This window comes from Alloacidobacterium sp., assembly GCF_035631355.1.
Lineage (GTDB): Bacteria > Acidobacteriota > Terriglobia > Terriglobales > Acidobacteriaceae > Alloacidobacterium.
In genome coordinates, this window is the sequence record NZ_DASQIX010000118.1 from 14,227 (window position 1) to 32,244 (window position 18,018).

Genomic DNA, 18,018 nt, shown 5'->3' on the forward strand with positions numbered 1-18,018 from the left:
GTTACTGAATCGAGATGGTCAGAACATCGGGCGGTGACACCTTTTCGGGCTTTACATCCGAGAAGACCTGAAAGTCGCCGCCGGCATGGTTGAGCATGCGCCACTCGCGGAAGTCGCTGTTGTAATACGGCGTGTCTCTGTAGCCCCACCATCCGAGGAATTGCTGTCCCTCAAAATCAAACGAATCCTTGACGTAGATGCCCACTTCTTCAATCGAAAGCACCACCACAGGCAGGCCCGGCACGCCGGGTATCGGCGGACGCATGATGGAAATTTTGCCTGCTATAGCGATATTGAACACAAAGGACCCGAGCGCGGCGGCCAGTGGATCGACAGCCAGGCCGCCCTTTACGGGACGGGCATTGACCCATTGCTGGTCTACTACCGTGACCGGGGCTTTCAAATTCCCAAAAGGCATGTACACACTATTGGAAGGAAGAGGTTTTCCTTTCAGGATTTGCCCGAGACGCTTTCGGCTTGCATCGTTGGTCCACACCTTGTCCGCAATGATGGAGTCATATACGGATTTGGCCCGTGGAAACTTCAATACCCAGCTCATCTTGATGAGGTCTGTAACCGGGGCCGAATAACTGGGCGCCTCCGTTGGCGGCCTTTCAAACCACGTTTCAAGCAGATCGGCCCCTTCATCCATATTTTGAAATCGCATCTCTTCCGGAATCGCAGTGAGGCCATCCAGGTCCAGCTCGTGCCGCAGTTCCTCCGCGTCACGGTCGGTGATGACCTCGTCGCGAATGCGCAGCCAGGTGCGCCGTAGTTCAAGATCTTTTGGGCTTGTCGGATCAAGCGGACGGGTAATGTGCGTCTTCTCGCGAAAACGGCGGTCTGTTTCCTGCTGGACTTCGAGCCGCTGGGGTTTTGTAAGCTGGTAATACTCTTTCGACGCTTCCCCGGCGATATAGGGCTTGCTCATGGCTTTTTCTCCAAGGGGGCCCGCAGCTTTAGTGAAGCTCCGCGTATTTCCGTTACAGAAGAGCGCCAAATGGATGCACAACAAAATAGGCAAGAACGTATTGGCTGAAGGGTCTTGGGTAAGAGCACCGGCCTTCATCGGGTCCCGGCACACGTGATGTTCGTGTGCTGGGGTGATTGAGGCCGGTAAATAAGCCGCTTCGACTCAGAGGTCGCTGAGAATGTCGCTCGTTTCGTAAGGGCACGGCTTCAGCCGTGCCGTAAGCGCACAAAATTATCCAGGGCTTCAGCCTCCGAGGTAACGGAATTCTCTTTCCACCGATGTCATTCTGAGCGGAGCGCGGAGCGCTCAGTCGAAGAACCCGCAGCGGAAATCCGCTGCGAATCGTTGCGGAGCAACGACCGCATTTGCTCGTCGACTGTAGGATAGGCTCCAACTAAGAAACAGTGTCAAACCTGTCTTGAGCGAAGCCGAAGGGTGCCCAGCCTGCAAGCAAGATGTGCTTGTGCCTACAAAGGGCAACCAAAGCAAGTGGTCAAGTGAGTGGCGCTCAATCCGACTTTTTCCATGTCCCTTCCGATGCACCATGGATTGCTGCTAGATACCTTGGGCAAGCCATAAGTCTGGGAAAATGATCTTATGCCTGCGAAGCTTGGAAGATACGAACAGGATTTGATCAGGCTCTTCGTGTCGGCCTACGAGAACTTTGCATGGGCTGCCTCTGACATTAAGCGTCTCGATGAGGAAAAGGACAGCGCTATTGAAGCACTGGTCAAGCGAACCGATGGCCTAACGATGGCGATTGAGCATACGCTCATCGAGCCATTCATCGGCGACAGAAGCGATTTAGCGAAGTTCGAGCGGCAGGCGATTCGTCGAAGGATCGAGGATGATAAGTCTCTTGCAGTTCCAAACACTGGAATCAAAATCTTCGTGCCTGTTGGCATTTTTGACGGCCAGAAGCCAGCAAACCGGGACGTGATCGTTGAGTCGATCTACTGCTGGATCGTGAACCATCGGCTACATCTGCGCGAAGGCATGCATCAGTATCTCTGCGATGTACCGGGAATGCCCCCGGTTACGCTTACTGTCGAGCGAAACAGGTTCGGCCTTCCTCGACCCTATCCGGGATATGTGTTAGTTGGACGGCAGCAAGTGACGAACGATCTTCACAAAGTAATCAAAAACGCCCTCGAAAAGAAACTGCCGAAGCTTGTAAAGGAGAAGGCCGATCGCCATGTGCTGCTCCTCGAACGCGATGAGTTCAATTTCTTTCCAGACCTGATCTTCAACGAGATCGAGCGTCAGCGCTCGAACTTTTTGCTGCTGGAAAATGTCGACGAAATTTGGCATGTAGAGACCATCTTCTACAAGCAGGGAGGCCATGTGTATTTCGAATTACGGAGGGGCGAACAGGTTTTGGAGACTATGACGTTTGAGAACGGCGACCTCACTGGACATTCCAAGGAAGGCATGCCGTACCCGATCTGATCTACCAGCCTGTTCGCACATGCCGCTGTTTGCTTCTCTCAGTGTGCTGCCCGTGTGACTTGCAGTCTTGCCAGCTTTGCCTCATCAGATTGCTGGTATTGGTGCTCCTGCGGGTGCCCCAAGTCTCAACGAGACCTGGGATTCTGGCTCGACAGCGATCCGTAGCCGAAGCATCGGGCTTCAGACAGGGCCGACGCCATTTCAGGGCTAATGAGTGCCTCTAAAATCGAAGGAAATGCACCGAATTGACACTTAACCACGCGTTTTTTGCACCTTTATGCATCGAAAAATCTCGTTGCTTCCTAAATCCGGAAGCCTTGGGCAGCAAGGCCGGGTAAAAGCATAGGCTTTTAGACCAGGTGAACAAGGATCGGGATTGGAGGGCCTTCAAGTCCGGGTTTTTCTTTGTCAAGCCTTTACGAAGGTAACTTTCACCGCAAACCAATGAAAACAAGAAGATTAAACCCAAGCCTCATTTGACCTATCATTTCGCCAAACCTGCTAAAATAGAAATAAGAGCAGAAATCAAAAGAAACGCCCGCCCAAAGCGGGCGTTTTCATTTCTGAACCCTCTACCGGAAAGGACCCTCCCGCAAGTCATTGAAAACACTAGGAAGCACCTAACCCAAGCAGAATCAGCCGCATAGCAGGGGATGATCCCCCACTAAACCATTGAAAACAAATAAAACTGCCCACCCATAGGGAGGGGGAGGATACCTATGCCCGCAGCTCAGAAAACGCCCTTCTATGAATGCCAGCACGTTCGCCCGAGCGGAAAGAAATGCCGCGCCATCGCCATTCGCGGACACCGCTTCTGCTACTTCCACCTTCAGTTGCGCCGCAGCCAGTCTTCCGTCACGCCCGCCGAAGCCGCAGCCAACGGAGCTACCGCGACCATCCCTGCCGCTGCCACCATCGCCATGCCCATGCTCGAAGACCGCACCGCCGTCCAGATGGTCCTCACCGACGTCCTGCGCGCCCTCGCCGCCAATCAAATCGACACTAAACGCGCCAGCCTCCTGCTCTACGGCCTGCAAATCGCGTCCGCCAACTGCAATCGACTCGATGAAATCGGAAACCTCAACTCCGTCCGCCGCCTGGAACTCACCCCTGAGGGCGAAGAAGTCGGCCCTCTCGTCGAATCCGACTGAGAAACGATGCCAAACTGCGCGAAAAAGCTACTTTTTGACGCTCAAAGCGCGCTAAATGGCCAAAATCACGAAACAAAACAGGCCTTATCTCCATCTAAGAACTTGGGATCAGAAAAATCGCGGACTGGAAGAATTGTGATGAAAACAGGCAGGATGAGCCTGACGTCCGTGGTATTCTATAAGTCTTTGGTAGACGTGCGCCTATCGCCCAGCGACACAGATTCGCTTAGGGTTTTGCCTAATTTGGCCCCAATCGCACCCAGTCCTACCCAGGCACACAAAACGATCCGATATTTATCGCGGGAGAACTACGCTTGGCGATGGAAGACAAGTTTGAAGACGACATCCAGAAACTGATTGATACAGGTAAGGAAAAGGGTTACCTCACCTATGGTGAAGTGAACGACCTGATTCCGAATGACCTGAATTCACCAGACGATCTCGACGATCTGATCACCACGATCGGAACGCAGGGCATCGATCTGCTCGACGAGGGCGGCCCCAAGTTTGGCGGCGACAAGTACGAAGAAGGCGAAGAAGGCGAAGACGTTGAGCTCGACCTGACGCCGGGCACGCTCGAAAAAACCAATGATCCCGTCCGCATGTACCTGCGCGAGATGGGCACCGTTCCGCTGCTCACGCGCGAAGGCGAAGTTGAAATTGCCAAGCGCATCGAGCGCGGCCAGATGCGCGTGATGAAGGCCATCTCGCGCTCCGCAATTGTGATTCGCGAAATTGTCGGCCTCGGCGAAGACCTCAAGCGCGGCGTCCGCAACATCAAGGAAGTGGTGATCTTCGACGAAGAAGAGATCACCGAAGAGATCCTGCAGGCGCGCGTGAAGCAGACCGTGGCGCGCATCGACTCGCTGGTCAAGCACCAGAAGAACGCGGCCAAGCTGGACGAGAAGCTGGCTGCCATCGCGGGCCAGAAAACAAAGACCAAAGAGCAGCGTAAGCTGCGCTGGGCCATTGCGCGCGAGAAAGTCTACGTTTCGCGCGTCGTCCGCGAGCTGAAATACACGAACCAGGAGCGCAAGCGCCTTCTCGACAAGCTGAACAAGACCGTCGATTCCATGCGCATGCTCGAGCGCCAGATCAAGTCGCTCGACCAGAAGCACGACACCTCGAAGAGCGAAGAACTCAAGAAAGAATATCGCCGCCAGCAGAAGAACTGCCGGATCGATCTCGAAGAGCTGGAGCAGGAAGCCGGCGTCTCCATCGCCGATCTCAAACGCACCCAGCGCGAGATGATCCAGGGCGATATGGACGCCGAGCAGGCGAAGCGAGAGCTCATCGAAGCCAACCTGCGACTCGTCGTTTCGATTGCGAAGAAGTACACCAACCGCGGTCTCCAGTTCCTCGACCTGATTCAGGAAGGCAACATCGGACTGATGAAGGCGGTCGATAAATTTGAATACCGTCGCGGTTACAAATTCTCGACCTACGCCACCTGGTGGATCCGCCAGGCCATCACCCGCGCCATCGCGGACCAGGCACGCACGATCCGCATCCCGGTGCACATGATCGAGACCATCAACAAGCTCATCCGCACCTCGCGTCAACTGGTGCAGGAGCTTGGCCGCGAGCCAACCTCGGAAGAGATCGCGAAGCGCATGGACATCCCGGTTGCGAAGGTCCGCAAGGTCCTCAAAATTGCGCAGGAGCCCATCTCGCTGGAAACGCCGATTGGCGAGGAAGAAGATTCGCACCTGGGCGACTTCATCGAAGACCGCATGGCCGTATCGCCTTCCGACGCCGTCATCAGCGTCAACCTGAAGGAATACACCTCGCAGGTGCTGCGCACATTGACGCCGCGCGAAGAGCGCGTGATCAAGATGCGCTTCGGCCTCGAAGACGGCTCTGAGCATACGCTGGAAGAAGTGGGCCAGAGCTTCCAGGTCACCCGCGAACGTATTCGTCAGATAGAAGCAAAGGCGCTGCGCAAGCTCCGGCACCCGTCGCGCTCACGCAAGCTGAAAGCCTTCGTGGACGCTGTAACGGAATAAGCGTCAGTTACAAACTTTTAAGGCCGCTCATTTTAGAGCGGCCTTAATTTTTATACAAAGAGTTGTCATCCTGAGCGGAGTGACCGAAGGGAACGCAGTCGAAGGACCTGCGGTTCTTCTTAACACAGGCAAACCGCAGGTTCCTCGACTCCGCTACACTTCGCTCGGAATGACAACTTTGTTTAGTTGTTTCAGTTTTGTGACACAGCTTTCTCATAAACCAGCTTCGCAGCAGCCACATCCTCTGCGCCGATTCCAAGCGCTTTATAAACACGCCGTCCTGAAGGCAGAGCAATCGAACCAACCAGTAACTCACCAAGCTCGGCATACACTTTAGCGCTCGACTGCAAGATATCCCCAGACTCACGCATCGCCGCCTCACGCGACTCAACCACAATCGTCGCATCCATCACGGCATCGTCCAGCTCACGTCGCTCTGGCCCGACAGTAGCAACCGCATTCACGTATGTATCCGGCCCAAGCCACTCTCCACGGACAAGCGGATCGTTCACATGCGCCACGCTCACGACCACATCTGCGCCGCGAACAGCTTGCTCAAGATCAGAAACGGTGCGCACACCCAGTTCGTCAGCCACTTGCCGAGCATGATCCGGAGTCCGACCCCAGACGCGAATCTCCTCGAACGAGCGCACCAATCGCAGCGCGCGGATATGCGCCCGCGACTGCACTCCTGTTCCCAGCACGGCCAGCACGCGGGCATCCGGCTTTGCCAGCAATTTCGTCGCAACTGCGGAAACGGCAGCGGTTCGCATCTCCGTTATCAGCCGTCCATCCATCGACGCTAACGGCTCACCGGTCTTCGCGGAAAAGAGCTGAATCACCGCCTGGTGCGTCGGCAATCCCAGCGCTGCATTCCTCTCATACACCAGCACCAGCTTGATTCCGGCTACATCACCATCAACTGCGGGCATCATGCCAAAGATGCCGCCATGCTCCGGAACCCCCAGCAACGAGCGCATAGGCTGGCGAATCTCTCCGGAAGAGAACCGGATGAGCGCCTGCTCCATCGCCGTAATCAGTTCTTCATAGGTCAGCAGGCTGCGCACCTGCGCTTCGTCAAGATGAAGCATCGTGAGGATGATAATCGAAGCGTGTAAAATCCCGCATTGAAGTCACTCAAGGCGGGCCGCATTGCTTCAGGCAACAGAAAGCGCATTTGTCGTCATCGCGGTTGTCATTACGTCGCTGGCATTTCTCTTTGTGCTCGACCGCCTCTGGCCGTCGCGGCACCGGCGCAACTATAACGAGGTCTTTGCCTGGCAGGTCAACTTCCTCGGCATGACTTACGGCGTCATCATCAGCTTTATGCTCTTTGCTGCCTGGACAAGCTTCTCCGATGCGATCACGAATGCCAACGGAGAGGCCAATGCGGTGGTCAATTTGTGCCGCGCGGCGGATACCCTGCCGCAACCGCAGCGTGACACTGTGCAGGACCTGACCCGCCGCTACGTCAAAGTAATGCTCGAAGATGAATGGCCGGCCATGATGCGCAATGAGCTTTCACCGAAGAGCCATGAGATCGTCCAGCAGCTCTGGCTTCTTCTTGCGCACACTCCGGTCAATACGCAGGCGCAGCAGGTCGGCCTCGATCATGCCTTTGTTGAGCTTTCTTCCATGACGGAACATCGCCGCATCCGCCAGGAACAGGTGCTGCAACATCTTCCCGGCATTCTATGGGCCGTGCTGCTTTTCGGCAGCGTGCTCACGATTTCGTATGCCTGTCTTTTTGGCTCGGATAATCTTAAGCTGCATGCTATCCAGGTATCTGGATTGTCGCTGCTCATCGCACTCAGCCTCGCAGCGATTGCCGATCTGTCGCGGCCTTATCAGGGAGCGGCGCATGTGGAACCGTATGGCTTTGTGCGCGCGCAGGAAACTCTGAGATCCGGCGCAGAGATACCCTAGGCCTCAGGGGCGCTTGTAGATCACGCCGTCCTTCATCACGAAGGAGACGCGCTGGGTTGCGCTGATGTCTTCGAGCGGATTGCCAGGCACCGCAATCACATCGGCGTAATAGCCAGCCTTGAGCTCGCCGATCTGTCCACCCCAGCCGAGCAGCTTTGCGCCATTCAGCAGGTCGGCCTGTAGCACCTGCACTGCCGGCATGCCGAGCTTCACCATCAACACCAACTCACGCGCCTGCGTACCATGCGGAAACGGCCCCACATCCGACCCGACAGCGAAGGGAATACCAGCGGCCATCTGCTTCTTGAACTCCGCTGCATGATAGTCAAGCTTCGCACGTTCGTACCTGGCCTCTTCGGGATTTGGTGCATGATCGGCGAAGTACTCGGAGATGGTGAATGTCGGCACTGCGGGTATCTGCTTCTCGCGCATGATGCGCATCGTCTCTGGACTCAACTGCGCCGCGTGATCGATGGAGGCCACGCCGGCCTGAGCCGCATATAAAGTGCCCGGCTCCCCCATGTCATGCACTGCAACCTTCTTGCCGACCCGCGCTGCCTCTTCGACAGCGGCTTTCAACTGGGCCTCGGTATATTGGTAGGGTGTCGAAAAGACTCCGTCGTGGATTGTTTCTTCACCCGTCTCATACATCTTCACGAAGTCCGATCCCTCTTTGAACTGCTGGCGAATGACTTCGACAATCTCATCGGAGTTATTTGCGTACGTAGCGTTCGACAGCACATGCTGCGCGGGATTGAAGTCGTTCGCATCTTCATGACCACCAAGAATAGAGATGGCATTCCCGCTGATGCGCAGCCGCGGACCCGGAATCAGCCCTTCATTGATAGCGTTGCGGACAGCAGAGTCGGCTGAACCTGCGCCTTCTGTTCCCATATCGCGCTCTGCCGTGAAACCGGCCATGAGATCATCCCTCGCTGCCAGCGTCGCCAAAATCGTCCGCTGAGGAACGGATTCCTTGACGGTCTGCAAATCCTCCTCGCCCGGATGCAGAAACAAGTGCACATGCGCGTCAATCAAGCCTGGCATCAGGGTCACATCACCCAGATCGATCACTTGAGCATTCACCGGACGGTTTACCGATGATCCCGCAGCCACAATCTGATAGCCCTGGATCAAAACCTCGCCCGGCGAGATGATGTTCCCCGCAGAGATATCCAACATACGCGCCGCGTGTAAAACCGTCGGGTGATGATCTGCATCGGCTGACTGTCCCGCCGCAGTCAACGAACCATTTGCAGCCAATAAAGCGGTCACTGCTAAAACTATCCATCGTGCGTGATTCATAAGTGCTGTCCTGAATGGAGAAATTGAGAACACCAGCGATCTTAGATGGTCGCGCCCTGTATGCGAAAAAAATTGAGCGTTCTTATAAGCTTGAACTGCTTTCTTTCAACCGCACAAGGTCATGGAACGCATTGCGGGAAAGGTGCATCTTCCAACGCCGGAGATAACGGCGCCCACTGCGCATCGGTTATCTGTTTATTCTTCAGCTACATTGGTGAGATAGGTTCTAGAACCCTGGCGGACGTTCTCCCGCTACATGAAATGCTCTCTCCATCGCCAATCCTGCTCTTCCCAGCGTGCCCTCATCGAACAACCGCCCAATCAACGTGACGCCATGCGGCACGCGCCGAGGCGGCGAGAATTTCGGGAGCGGATGGCTCGGGTCGGGCGCCCAGTCGCTGCGCGCTTCCGATACCTCGACGAATCCGGCGCGCAGCGTCAGTGAAGGATGCCCGGTGAAATTCGTCAGCGTCAGCATCTCGTCGCGCAGGGAAGGAACCAGCAGCAAGTCTACCTGAGACATCACCCGTGCCATCTCCTGCGCCACCTTGCGGCGGAAGCGGTCGGCCTGCACGTAATCCACTGCGGAAAGAAAACGCGACTGCCGAAACGTATTCGGCCACGCATCGGGCGTTTGCATCTTGAGCGTATAGACCTGACGATTCAGGCTTATCTCCTCAAATGCCGCCGCTGATTCTGCAAACAGAATCAGATCGAGCGAATCATACGGCCAGTCGGGAAGCGAAACCTCGACTGCATTCATGCCCAGTTTCTTCACCGTATCCAACGCCGCGCGGTCAACATCTGTCGCCGGAGCTTCCTGCATCCACTTGGGAAAATATCCGACTTTCAACCCCTTCACATCTATGTTTGCATCGAAGTCCAACCTGCTCGGCACCGATGCCAGATCGCCAGCATCCGGTCCGGAGATGGCATGAAGAACCAGCAGTGTGTCTTCAACACTGCGGGCCATCGGCCCCAGCTTGTCGAGCGACCAGCACAAGGTCATTGCGCCCGTCCGCGCGACGCGGCCATACGTTGGCCGCAGCCCGGTAACGCCGCAACGCATGCTGGGGCTCACGATGCTGCCGCCTGTCTCGCTGCCGATGGCGAACCCCACCAAACCTGCGGCTGTCGACGCGCCTGGTCCTGCGCTTGATCCCGAAGAGCCTTCCTCGAGCAGCCATGGATTCATTGTCTGCCCGCCGAACCACACATCGTTCAGCGCCAGCGCTCCGAGGCTCAACTTAGCGACCAGGACCGCGCCGGCATCATTGAGCCGCTTCACGACAGCCGCATCGTCAGAAGGCACGCGATTGCGGAAAGGCTCCGCGCCATAGGTCGTCGCAATCCCCGCCGTGTCCAGCAGGTCTTTCGCGCCCCACGGAATTCCATGCAGCGGGCCGCGATATTTTCCGGCTGCGACTTCCGCGTCCGCCTGCTTAGCTTGCGCCAGTGCGTGGTCGCTCGTCAAAGTAATCACGCATCGCAGTTTGGGATCGAACTTTTGCAAGCGATCCAGATAAAGCTGCGTCAGCCGCGTGGAAGTCAATTTGCGGGTGTGAATCCATTCCGAGAGCTGTGTGACCGGGGCAAACGCAATGTCTTCTTCGTTCGCCGGCAGCGGCGTTACCTCGCTCCTGCTGCGAATAAATCTGTCGCGCTCCGGCCCAGCCTTTCCAAACTGCGCTGCCTCCACGCGCGACCAAGGAGCCAGCCCCGGCTCCAGCGCCACTTTGCGCGGACCAACGCGCCGCTCATACAAAGGAGCCATCGCCTGCCGCCAGCTCTGCGCCGCTTCATTCTTCTCAGCCGGGGTCAAATCGACCTGCACCAGCTTCTCTGCTTCAGAAAATGTCGCTGAAGTAACCTCCGGCCCCACTGGCGGGGCCGTGGCAAATGCCGGTGGCGCTCCGGGTGTTGACGGTGTCCCTGAGGTTGCCACCGGTTGCTGCTGCTGCGGCACTGGCTTTTCATTGCACGCCAGAGCTGCGCCTGCGATGCTGAGCGATCCCTGCTTCAAGAAATCTCTACGTGATCTAGCCATGTCTCTCCCTGAAAATCGGACAAGATTAGAAACTCAAAAGTATCTGGTGCACTATACGATAAACCGTAGACAAAAGGCCGCCCCTTTACGCATCTGCGGTTTCGTAACAGACACGGAGAAAGAAATGGCCGACCAGGAGCATCTCGCCGTCCTCCAGCAGGGAGTCGCGGTTTGGAACGAATGGCGAGCCTGTCACCCTAAGGTGTGGCCGGATCTGTCATCCGTCTCGCTCTCATGGCTCGAGCTTGCGGATGCGGACCTCCAGCATTGCAGTTTGAATGATTCACGCTTCCACTACACACAACTCACTCGCTCCGATCTTTACCGCGCCGCATTCGGCAAAGCGTCGCTTTATGGGGCCGATTTGCGCGGCGCACGCATCGTCGAGGCCAGTTTTGCAGGAGCAGACCTGACCAAGGCAGATCTTCGTGATGCAGAGATTTCCTTCACTGACTTCACCGGCGCTCACATGGTCGAGTGTAACCTACAGCAGTCCAAGCTCATCGGCGCCGAGCTCAGCAAGGTCAATCTGTTTCAGGCCAACCTGGTGGGCGCGCAGTTACGCGGCGCTAAATTCCTTTGGGCGAACCTCACTGGTGTCGATCTCCGTGATGCGAACCTCAGCGGAGCTAACCTCACAGGAGCCACTTTCATTGACGCCGATCTCTCCGGCGCCGACCTCACCAATGCCAATCTCCAGTTCGCGCGATTGATCGATTCAAAACTTGACGGGGCCAACCTCACAGCCTGCCGCGTCTATGGGGTCTCCGCGTGGAACCTCAGTTCCACCGGAACCATTGAGTCCGATCTTGTCATCACCCGCGGGGATGAAGTCTCAATTGCCGTTGACAATCTTGAAGTCGCACAGTTTCTTTACCTGCTGTTGAACAATTCCCGAATTCGCCAGTGCATCGATACAATCACGTCAAAGGTTGTTCTCATCCTGGGACGATTTACCGCGGAACGTCTGTCTGCATTGCACGGCATCCGCGAAGCGCTTCGCAGCAGCGGTTACCTTCCGCTGGTCTTCGATTTCGATGGACCCTCCAGCCGCGACATTACTGAAACCATCGGCACCCTGGCCCATCTGGCCCGCTTCATCATCGCTGACCTCACCGATGCCCGCAGCATCCCACAGGAACTGACAACGATCGTACCCAATCTTCCCTCCGTTCCTGTGCAGCCCGTTCTGCTCAGTTCCCAGAGCGAATACGGCATGTTTGAGCATTTCAAGCGATATCCCTGGGTATTGGATACTCTGCTCTATAAGGATCCGGGCAACCTCCTCGATCTTCTTCCTGACCGCGTCATCCGCCGCGCAGAAGCGATGATCAACAGCCAGGCCGCCGTGCGCACCTAGCTGCCAAAGCACAGCACATATCCATTGCAGTCCTGAATATCAAAATCGCGGCAGTGATACGGCTGATCGCAGATCTCTCTCGTGATTTTCACGCCTTTGCCTTTGAATTCCGCATACAGTGCGTCCGCATCATCCACCCAGATATATGCATCCCATGCCGATCCCTCGGGATCGGCAGCGCTGTTTGGACGCATCAGCCCAGTCTTTTCGAACTGGCTGAGCATGATGGTAATTCCGCTGCGATTAACCATAGTGAAGCAGGGGGGCTCACCCCAGAAGCGTTCATACCGGAAACCCAGCTTATCGCGATAGAAGTTCGCCGTATCTACCACGTCATCCACGATGAAAGAGGGAGCTATGTTCCAGCGCGGCTTTATTTCTGTCATGTTGTTCCTCCACATTTCATACAAGAGAACAAGCGGCAGCAAAATTGATTGGATTATTTATTCTGCCGCGTTTGGTTTCGAACAGATTCAGCGAAAGTTGTACTACAGGAGACTGCCAATTCTATCCCGTTTATTTTCTTGACCTCGTTCCTGTGCAGACGTAGAGTTTCCCGAGTCAATCGGGCCCTCTTGGGGACGCTCCCTGTCCCATCCACACAAGGAGAGGCACTCAATGGCAACCCCACCGAAAGCTCCAAAATCTATCTCCGTTCACCAGCTCTCAGGCGCCGTGCAAAAAGCCGTAGCGAATGTAAAGGTGCCGACAGGCACAGCTGGCCCTTATGCCTACATCAACCCCGGCACCATTTGCGGAATCATCTGGTATGGTCCAGGCGTTGAATTTGAGGGCGCGACAAACGTCGCCAACACGATCGCTGCCGCTGCTACCCAGCACCTCGGTCAGACCGTGGCCGGCACAGTGCAGACGAGCGCGGCCATCGGCGCGGAAGCAGCGATCGGGAAACTGCCGCCGAAATACATTATCTGCGGCTTCAAGCTCCCGCCCGAAGCGCACGTTCTCTTTTAGAGAACCTGCCCCGGGCACAAAAATCGCGCTGAGAGCAACCTATGCTCTCGGCGCGGGAGAACTTTTATGTCGCAGAATCCGTCCTCGCCCGCACCGCACTGCGCGGGCGAGGAACATCTTTATTGCCCGAGCGCGCAGCCCGATATGGAGGGCAGCCGTGTGCTCGGCGTCATCGGCGGAACGCCGGATGCCCCGGAAGTCTCCTATCTGAACGAATTCCTGCCCGTAAACGACGAGATTCTGGCCATGACTGGCCCGGTCAAGCCGACACAGGTACTCCGCTTCGCCGCTCCCTGCCAGGAAAAAAAGTGCTGCCACTTCGACGGCAAGGACTGCGGTCTCGTCACGCGCATCGTTCAGATCCTACACGCCGTTACCGATGGCCTGCCCGCTTGCCTCATCCGCGCCACCTGCCGCTGGTACCAGCAGGAAGGGAAAGCCGCGTGCTCCCGCAACTCGTAAGTACAAAAACCGCATACAATGTCCTCCATGAGCATCCAGAACATTCCAGTCCGCCGCATTACCGGAGAAGAAACCACCCTCGCCGAGTTTCAGGGCGAAGTCATGCTTGTCGTCAATGTCGCCTCCAAATGCGGACTCACGCCGCAATATGAAGGACTCGAAAACCTCTACCGCAAATATCGCGATCGCGGGTTTGTCATCACCGGCTTCCCATCCAACGACTTCGCCGGACAGGAACCCGGCAGCAACGAAGAAATCCAGAGCTTTTGCAGCCTCAACTACAGCGTGGACTTTCCGCTGTATGAAAAGATCACTGTTGTCGGCGAAGAAAAGCACCCGCTCTACGACGCCCTGATTGAAGCCAAGCCAACCTCGGTCAAACCCGACGGCGAGCCCTTCACCGAAAAGCTCATCCGTTTCGGCGTCCAGCCCAATTCCGAGCCTGAGATTCTCTGGAACTTCGAAAAATTCGTCGTCGCCCGCAACGGTGCAGTCGCCGCCCGCTTCTCCCCCGACACCAAACCCGACGACCCGGCATTAGTAAGCGCCATCGAATCTGAGTTAGCGAAGTAACAAAATTATGGTCTTCCTGAGTGAAGCGCAGCGTAGCCGAGGACCTGCGGTTCACTCGGGTGCCCTATCCTTTCACTCACTTTGTGAAAGAGCCTGAGCTTGTAGAAAGGGTGGGAAAGCACGGACACTCGCTTACGAAATCCGCTAGAATTTTCCGGCAACGCAAACAGAATCATCACACCGGAGGCCACACGTGCGAGCAGCCCTCATGACCCGCGAATACCCGCCCAACGTCTACGGCGGCGCCGGAGTACACGTCGAATACCTCAGCCGCGAGCTCGCAAAAAAAATTGGAGTCGAAGTCCACTGCTGGGGCGACCAGAACTCCGACACCGCCAACCTCCAGGTCCGCGGTGCGCAGCCATGGGACAAGCTCTCGCAGGGCGAGCCGCAGAAATTCACCGCCGCGCTCGAAGCCATGAGCCTCAATCTTGCGCAAATCAAAGCTCTCGGCGGCGTCGACATCGTCCACACGCACACATGGTATGTCTCGATGGCCGGCTTCCTCGCCAAGAAGCTGCACAAGATTCCCTTCGTCCTCACCACGCATAGCCTCGAACCCCTCCGCGCATGGAAAGCCGAGCAACTGGGCAGCGGCTATGCCATGAGCTCATGGATGGAGCGGACCGCAATTCTGGATGCCGACGCCATTATCGCTGTCTCCAAAGGCACCAAGGCTGATATCCTCCGCGCCTACCCAGACGTGCAAGCCGACCGCGTTCACGTCATCTACAATGGCATCGATCTTGCACAGTATCAAAAGACCAGCGATACGTCCGCGCTGCCCGGCTTCGGTGTCAATCTCAGCGAGCCGTATATCCTGTTCGTGGGCCGCATCACACGGCAGAAAGGCGTCACCCATCTCGTCGACGCCATCCGCTATCTGCCGCCCAACACCCAGGTCGTGCTCTGCGCGGGCGCGCCCGACACGCCGGAGATCGCCGCCGAAATGCGCAGCAAAGTCGATGAAGCCCGCGCTTACAACCCTAATGTCGTCTGGATCGAGAAGATGGTCACCAAGCAGGAAGCCATTCAGCTTTACAGCAACTGCGCCGTCTTCTGCTGCCCGTCAGTTTATGAGCCTTTCGGCATCATCAACCTCGAAGCGATGGCCTGCCAGGCCCCCGTCGTCGCCAGCGCCACCGGAGGCATTCTCGAAGTGGTCGTCGATGGCGCCACCGGTTACCTTGTGCCCTTTGAGCAGGATGCGACTACTGGTTTTCCGACAGAGCCAGCCAGGTTTGCCCGCGATCTGGCGGCAAAGATCTCAGACCTGCTGGCCGATCCGGCGAAAGCAAAACAATTCGGTCAGGCAGGCCGCAAGCGAGTTGAAGAACATTTCTCGTGGACTGCCATCGCCGATCAGACGATAGACCTCTATCGTCAGTTGATTTACGCCGGATCGAAGTGAACTATGCACTTATGAGGGCGAGGCTATGCTCACGGAACGGTAATTACAACCTTTCCCACTTGCGCATTTGATTCAAGATACCGGTACGCCTCCACCGTTTGCGCAAACGGAAAGGTCTTCGCGATCTTCGGCTGAAAACGGCCATCCTCCAGCCGCTCATATACATATTCCTTCGCGTCTTTCAGCTTCGCCAGATCGCCGGTAATCTCAAACAGCGTATAGGCGCGAATGACCATCCTGTTGCCAAACATTGTGAACAACGGGAGAGGCGTAGGCGCAAGCGATAGAGAGCCATATTCAATAAGAATTCCACTTTGCGCCGCGGCCTCTGCCAGCTTCTCGACAAACGGCCCTGCCACCGGATCGAAAATCACCCGCGCACCTTTGCCGCCGGTGATTTCCTTGACACGGGCCACCAGATCTTCCTCCTCGGTGGCGATCACATGGTCGGCTCCCAGCGCTTCCAATTCCGCCTTTTTGACGCTCGTTCTTGTGGTGGTAATGGGAACCGCGCCTTCAGCCTTGACCATCTGAATGGCTGCAAGCCCCACGCTGCTTGAGGCCGCTGTGATGAGCACAAAGTCGTCTTTTCTGATCTGTGCGATTTCAATCAATGCGCCGTACGCCGTCAAGTACTGCATCCAAGTCGCCGCGCCCTCTGTCGCTGATAGCTTCGCCGGATATTCGCCGAGCGCCAACGCCGGCACAACCGCCTCTTCCGCCAGAAGACCATAGCTGTTCATGGAAAATGACGGGACGACTGCAGCCTGCTTGCCTATCCAGTCCCGATCCACATCCGGGCCAACGGCTTCTACTACGCCCGCGGCTTCATATCCAAGCAGCGATGGGAGTTTCGGCTGTTCCAGATAGTTGCCGTGGAAAAACATGGCCTCGGCCCGGTTTAGCCCTACGGCCTGCACCTTCAACCGCACTTCACCCTTGCCTGGCTGCGGTGTGGCAGTTTCCTCAATCTTTAAGACTTCGGGACCACCCAGCTCATGAAAACGAACCACCTTTGGCATGAACCACCTCTCGTGTGGTTTGGATGGAAGGTCTGCCACTGTCGATTCGAAAAGTATCGAACTATGTAATAAGCGATATGACTGCGCAGCAAACCATTACTGCTTTATACCCATTCGCCCTGCCGCATCAGCGGCTCAGTCGCCCCTGTTGCGGTAATGCCGTCGATGTCCAGCTTGTCCGATCCGATCATCCAGTCCACATGTATCAGGCTCTCATTCGCGCCTCTGGCTGCAAGCTGCTCCGGCGTAAGCTTGTCGCCATTGATAAGGCATGAGCTATAGGACTGCCCAAGCGCAATGTGGCAGGCGGCATTTTCATCGAAGAGCGTATTGAAGAAGAGCATCCCGCTCGCAGCAATCGGCGACGAGTGCGGCACCAGCGCCACTTCGCCCAGCCGCCGCGCGCCGTCGTCGGTGTCGATCAGCTTCTGCAGCACTTCCTGCCCCTTGGTTGCTTGCGCTTCGACAATCCGGCCGCTTTCAAAGCGCACCTGGATGCCTTCAATCATCGTGCCCTGGTGCGAAAGCGGCTTGGTCGCGGTCACCGTACCGTCGGCGCGGTTCTTATGCGGAGTGCTGAAGACCTCTTCCGTCGGCATATTCGGAATGCAGTATGCGCCGTTGCCCGCTGTGGTGCCGCCGCCAAGCCACAGATGATCATCGGCCAAACCGAGACGAAAATCCGTACCCGGCCCGCGATATTGCAGGGCGGAATAGCGTTTTTTATTCAGATATGCAGCCCGCTTGTGCAGTCCGGCATCGTGCGCCTTCCATGCCGCCACCGGATCGTCTGCATCGACACGCGACGAGGCAAAAATCGCATCCCAAAGCTTCGCCAGCGCTACATCGGGCGCGTCCTCGGGAAACATCGCCGCCGCCCAGGCTGGAGTGGCGCTGGCAACAATGGTCCAGTTAATCTCGTGACGCGTAATTAACTCCAACGCAGGACGATAAGCTTTGGAAACAGCCCGGTTCGCTCGACCAACTTTCTCAGGATCTTCACTCGAGAGCAGGGAAGGATTTGCTCCGGCAATCGCCAGCCGCGCGGCACCACTCTTGAAAGCCGCACCCATGCCGTCATAGAGCCATGCGGGAGCGCGGTCAAAGCTCTCATCGGGAGCAAATTTGTAGCGCATCAGCGCCGCTTCCTCATCGGTGAAGAGTGTCGTCACCAGCGAAGCGCCTGCCCGATAAGCATGTTCGGTGATGCGGCGCGCCAGCGCAAGCGAATCGAGCGATGCGGTCATTACCAGTTCCTGCCCGCGCTCAAGTCCAAGCCCGACGCGGACGGCAACCTCGGCAAGACGGTCTAATTTTTGTTCGTGAGTAAGCTGTTCAGCGGCAACTGCGGCAGTGGTCAT

The 18,018-nt window shown here is 56.6% G+C and carries 16 protein-coding genes; 9 read left to right on the top strand and 7 right to left on the bottom strand.

Annotation, left to right across the window (positions count from 1 at the left end):
* Position 1: 1 nt before the first annotated feature.
* On the bottom strand, positions 2-931 hold the full coding sequence (locus VEV40_RS20170; RefSeq protein WP_324834876.1) for a DUF6402 family protein: 930 nt from the start codon (positions 929-931) through the stop codon (positions 2-4).
* Positions 932-1,570: 639 nt separating this feature from the next.
* On the opposite strand from VEV40_RS20170, the gene VEV40_RS20175 reads away from it, so the two are divergent.
* The 3 genes from VEV40_RS20175 to rpoD all read left to right on the top strand — a co-directional run bounded on the left by VEV40_RS20175 (position 1,571) and on the right by rpoD (position 5,579).
* Entirely contained in the window at positions 1,571-2,422 is an 852-nt protein-coding gene (locus VEV40_RS20175; RefSeq protein ID WP_324834877.1) for a hypothetical protein, read from the top strand.
* A gap of 719 nt (positions 2,423-3,141) precedes the next feature.
* The gene (locus VEV40_RS20180; protein ID WP_324834878.1) at positions 3,142-3,573 is read left to right on the top strand and encodes a hypothetical protein; all 432 of its coding nucleotides are present in this window, start codon (positions 3,142-3,144) and stop codon (positions 3,571-3,573) included.
* Between the two features lie 314 nt (positions 3,574-3,887).
* Positions 3,888-5,579: an RNA polymerase sigma factor RpoD gene (gene rpoD, locus VEV40_RS20185; protein ID WP_324834879.1), complete on the top strand. Its 1,692-nt coding sequence runs from the start codon at positions 3,888-3,890 to the stop codon at positions 5,577-5,579.
* A 191-nt stretch (positions 5,580-5,770) separates the two neighbouring features.
* On the opposite strand, the gene VEV40_RS20190 is transcribed toward rpoD, so the two are convergent.
* On the bottom strand, positions 5,771-6,670 hold the full coding sequence (locus tag VEV40_RS20190) for an ornithine cyclodeaminase family protein (protein ID WP_324834880.1): 900 nt from the start codon (positions 6,668-6,670) through the stop codon (positions 5,771-5,773).
* A 61-nt stretch (positions 6,671-6,731) separates the two neighbouring features.
* Here VEV40_RS20190 and VEV40_RS20195 point away from each other — a divergent pair, with 61 nt between their 5' ends.
* Positions 6,732-7,505, top strand: coding sequence for a hypothetical protein (locus tag VEV40_RS20195; protein WP_324834881.1), 774 nt, complete (start codon positions 6,732-6,734; stop codon positions 7,503-7,505).
* Between the two features lie 3 nt (positions 7,506-7,508).
* Here the strand turns inward: VEV40_RS20195 and VEV40_RS20200 are convergent, their stop codons facing one another.
* A complete protein-coding gene (locus VEV40_RS20200; protein ID WP_324834882.1) occupies positions 7,509-8,810 on the bottom strand; it encodes an amidohydrolase family protein in 1,302 nt (433 codons plus the stop codon).
* A gap of 226 nt (positions 8,811-9,036) precedes the next feature.
* The gene (locus tag VEV40_RS20205; protein ID WP_324834883.1) at positions 9,037-10,857 is read right to left on the bottom strand and encodes an amidase; all 1,821 of its coding nucleotides are present in this window, start codon (positions 10,855-10,857) and stop codon (positions 9,037-9,039) included.
* Positions 10,858-10,981: 124 nt separating this feature from the next.
* On the opposite strand from VEV40_RS20205, the gene VEV40_RS20210 reads away from it, so the two are divergent.
* Positions 10,982-12,217, top strand: coding sequence for a pentapeptide repeat-containing protein (locus tag VEV40_RS20210; protein WP_324834884.1), 1,236 nt, complete (start codon positions 10,982-10,984; stop codon positions 12,215-12,217).
* On the opposite strand, the gene VEV40_RS20215 is transcribed toward VEV40_RS20210, so the two are convergent.
* The gene (locus VEV40_RS20215) at positions 12,214-12,603 is read right to left on the bottom strand and encodes a VOC family protein (RefSeq protein WP_324834885.1); all 390 of its coding nucleotides are present in this window, start codon (positions 12,601-12,603) and stop codon (positions 12,214-12,216) included. The two genes, VEV40_RS20210 and VEV40_RS20215, sit on opposite strands and share 4 nt — an antisense overlap.
* A 232-nt stretch (positions 12,604-12,835) precedes the next feature.
* Between VEV40_RS20215 and VEV40_RS20220 the strand changes: the two genes are divergently transcribed.
* From VEV40_RS20220 to glgA, 4 genes are all read left to right on the top strand, one after another.
* The gene (locus VEV40_RS20220) at positions 12,836-13,189 is read left to right on the top strand and encodes a hypothetical protein (RefSeq protein WP_324834886.1); all 354 of its coding nucleotides are present in this window, start codon (positions 12,836-12,838) and stop codon (positions 13,187-13,189) included.
* A gap of 66 nt (positions 13,190-13,255) precedes the next feature.
* Complete coding sequence (locus VEV40_RS20225) at positions 13,256-13,651, top strand: hypothetical protein (RefSeq protein ID WP_324834887.1); 396 nt, start codon at positions 13,256-13,258, stop codon at positions 13,649-13,651.
* Between the two features lie 27 nt (positions 13,652-13,678).
* Positions 13,679-14,224 (top strand): glutathione peroxidase, encoded by a 546-nt coding sequence (locus tag VEV40_RS20230; protein ID WP_324834888.1) that lies wholly within the window; start codon positions 13,679-13,681, stop codon positions 14,222-14,224.
* 193 nt (positions 14,225-14,417) lie between these two features.
* Positions 14,418-15,635, top strand: a complete 1,218-nt coding sequence (gene glgA / locus VEV40_RS20235) for a glycogen synthase (protein ID WP_324834889.1) — start codon at positions 14,418-14,420, stop codon at positions 15,633-15,635.
* A 29-nt stretch (positions 15,636-15,664) separates the two neighbouring features.
* On the opposite strand, the gene VEV40_RS20240 is transcribed toward glgA, so the two are convergent.
* Complete coding sequence (locus VEV40_RS20240; RefSeq protein WP_324834890.1) at positions 15,665-16,657, bottom strand: zinc-dependent alcohol dehydrogenase family protein; 993 nt, start codon at positions 16,655-16,657, stop codon at positions 15,665-15,667.
* Positions 16,658-16,761: 104 nt separating this feature from the next.
* Positions 16,762-18,018 carry an aminopeptidase gene (locus VEV40_RS20245; RefSeq protein ID WP_324834891.1) on the bottom strand — a complete coding sequence of 419 codons (1,257 nt, stop codon included), beginning with the start codon at positions 18,016-18,018 and terminating at the stop codon, positions 16,762-16,764.

Bases quoted from the DNA above. Each gene is read 5' to 3' on its own strand.
- VEV40_RS20170 (WP_324834876.1), bottom strand. From the start codon at position 931: ATGAGCAAGCCCTATATCGCCGGGGAAGCGTCGAAAGAGTATTACCAG.
- VEV40_RS20175 (WP_324834877.1), top strand. From the start codon at position 1,571: ATGCCTGCGAAGCTTGGAAGATACGAACAGGATTTGATCAGGCTCTTC.
- VEV40_RS20180 (WP_324834878.1), top strand. From the start codon at position 3,142: ATGCCCGCAGCTCAGAAAACGCCCTTCTATGAATGCCAGCACGTTCGC.
- VEV40_RS20190 (WP_324834880.1), bottom strand. From the start codon at position 6,670: ATGCTTCATCTTGACGAAGCGCAGGTGCGCAGCCTGCTGACCTATGAA.
- VEV40_RS20200 (WP_324834882.1), bottom strand. From the start codon at position 8,810: ATGAATCACGCACGATGGATAGTTTTAGCAGTGACCGCTTTATTGGCT.
- VEV40_RS20205 (WP_324834883.1), bottom strand. From the start codon at position 10,857: ATGGCTAGATCACGTAGAGATTTCTTGAAGCAGGGATCGCTCAGCATC.
- VEV40_RS20210 (WP_324834884.1), top strand. From the start codon at position 10,982: ATGGCCGACCAGGAGCATCTCGCCGTCCTCCAGCAGGGAGTCGCGGTT.
- VEV40_RS20215 (WP_324834885.1), bottom strand. From the start codon at position 12,603: ATGACAGAAATAAAGCCGCGCTGGAACATAGCTCCCTCTTTCATCGTG.
- VEV40_RS20220 (WP_324834886.1), top strand. From the start codon at position 12,836: ATGGCAACCCCACCGAAAGCTCCAAAATCTATCTCCGTTCACCAGCTC.
- VEV40_RS20225 (WP_324834887.1), top strand. From the start codon at position 13,256: ATGTCGCAGAATCCGTCCTCGCCCGCACCGCACTGCGCGGGCGAGGAA.
- VEV40_RS20230 (WP_324834888.1), top strand. From the start codon at position 13,679: ATGAGCATCCAGAACATTCCAGTCCGCCGCATTACCGGAGAAGAAACC.
- VEV40_RS20240 (WP_324834890.1), bottom strand. From the start codon at position 16,657: ATGCCAAAGGTGGTTCGTTTTCATGAGCTGGGTGGTCCCGAAGTCTTA.
- VEV40_RS20245 (WP_324834891.1), bottom strand. From the start codon at position 18,018: ATGACCACTGCCGCAGTTGCCGCTGAACAGCTTACTCACGAACAAAAA.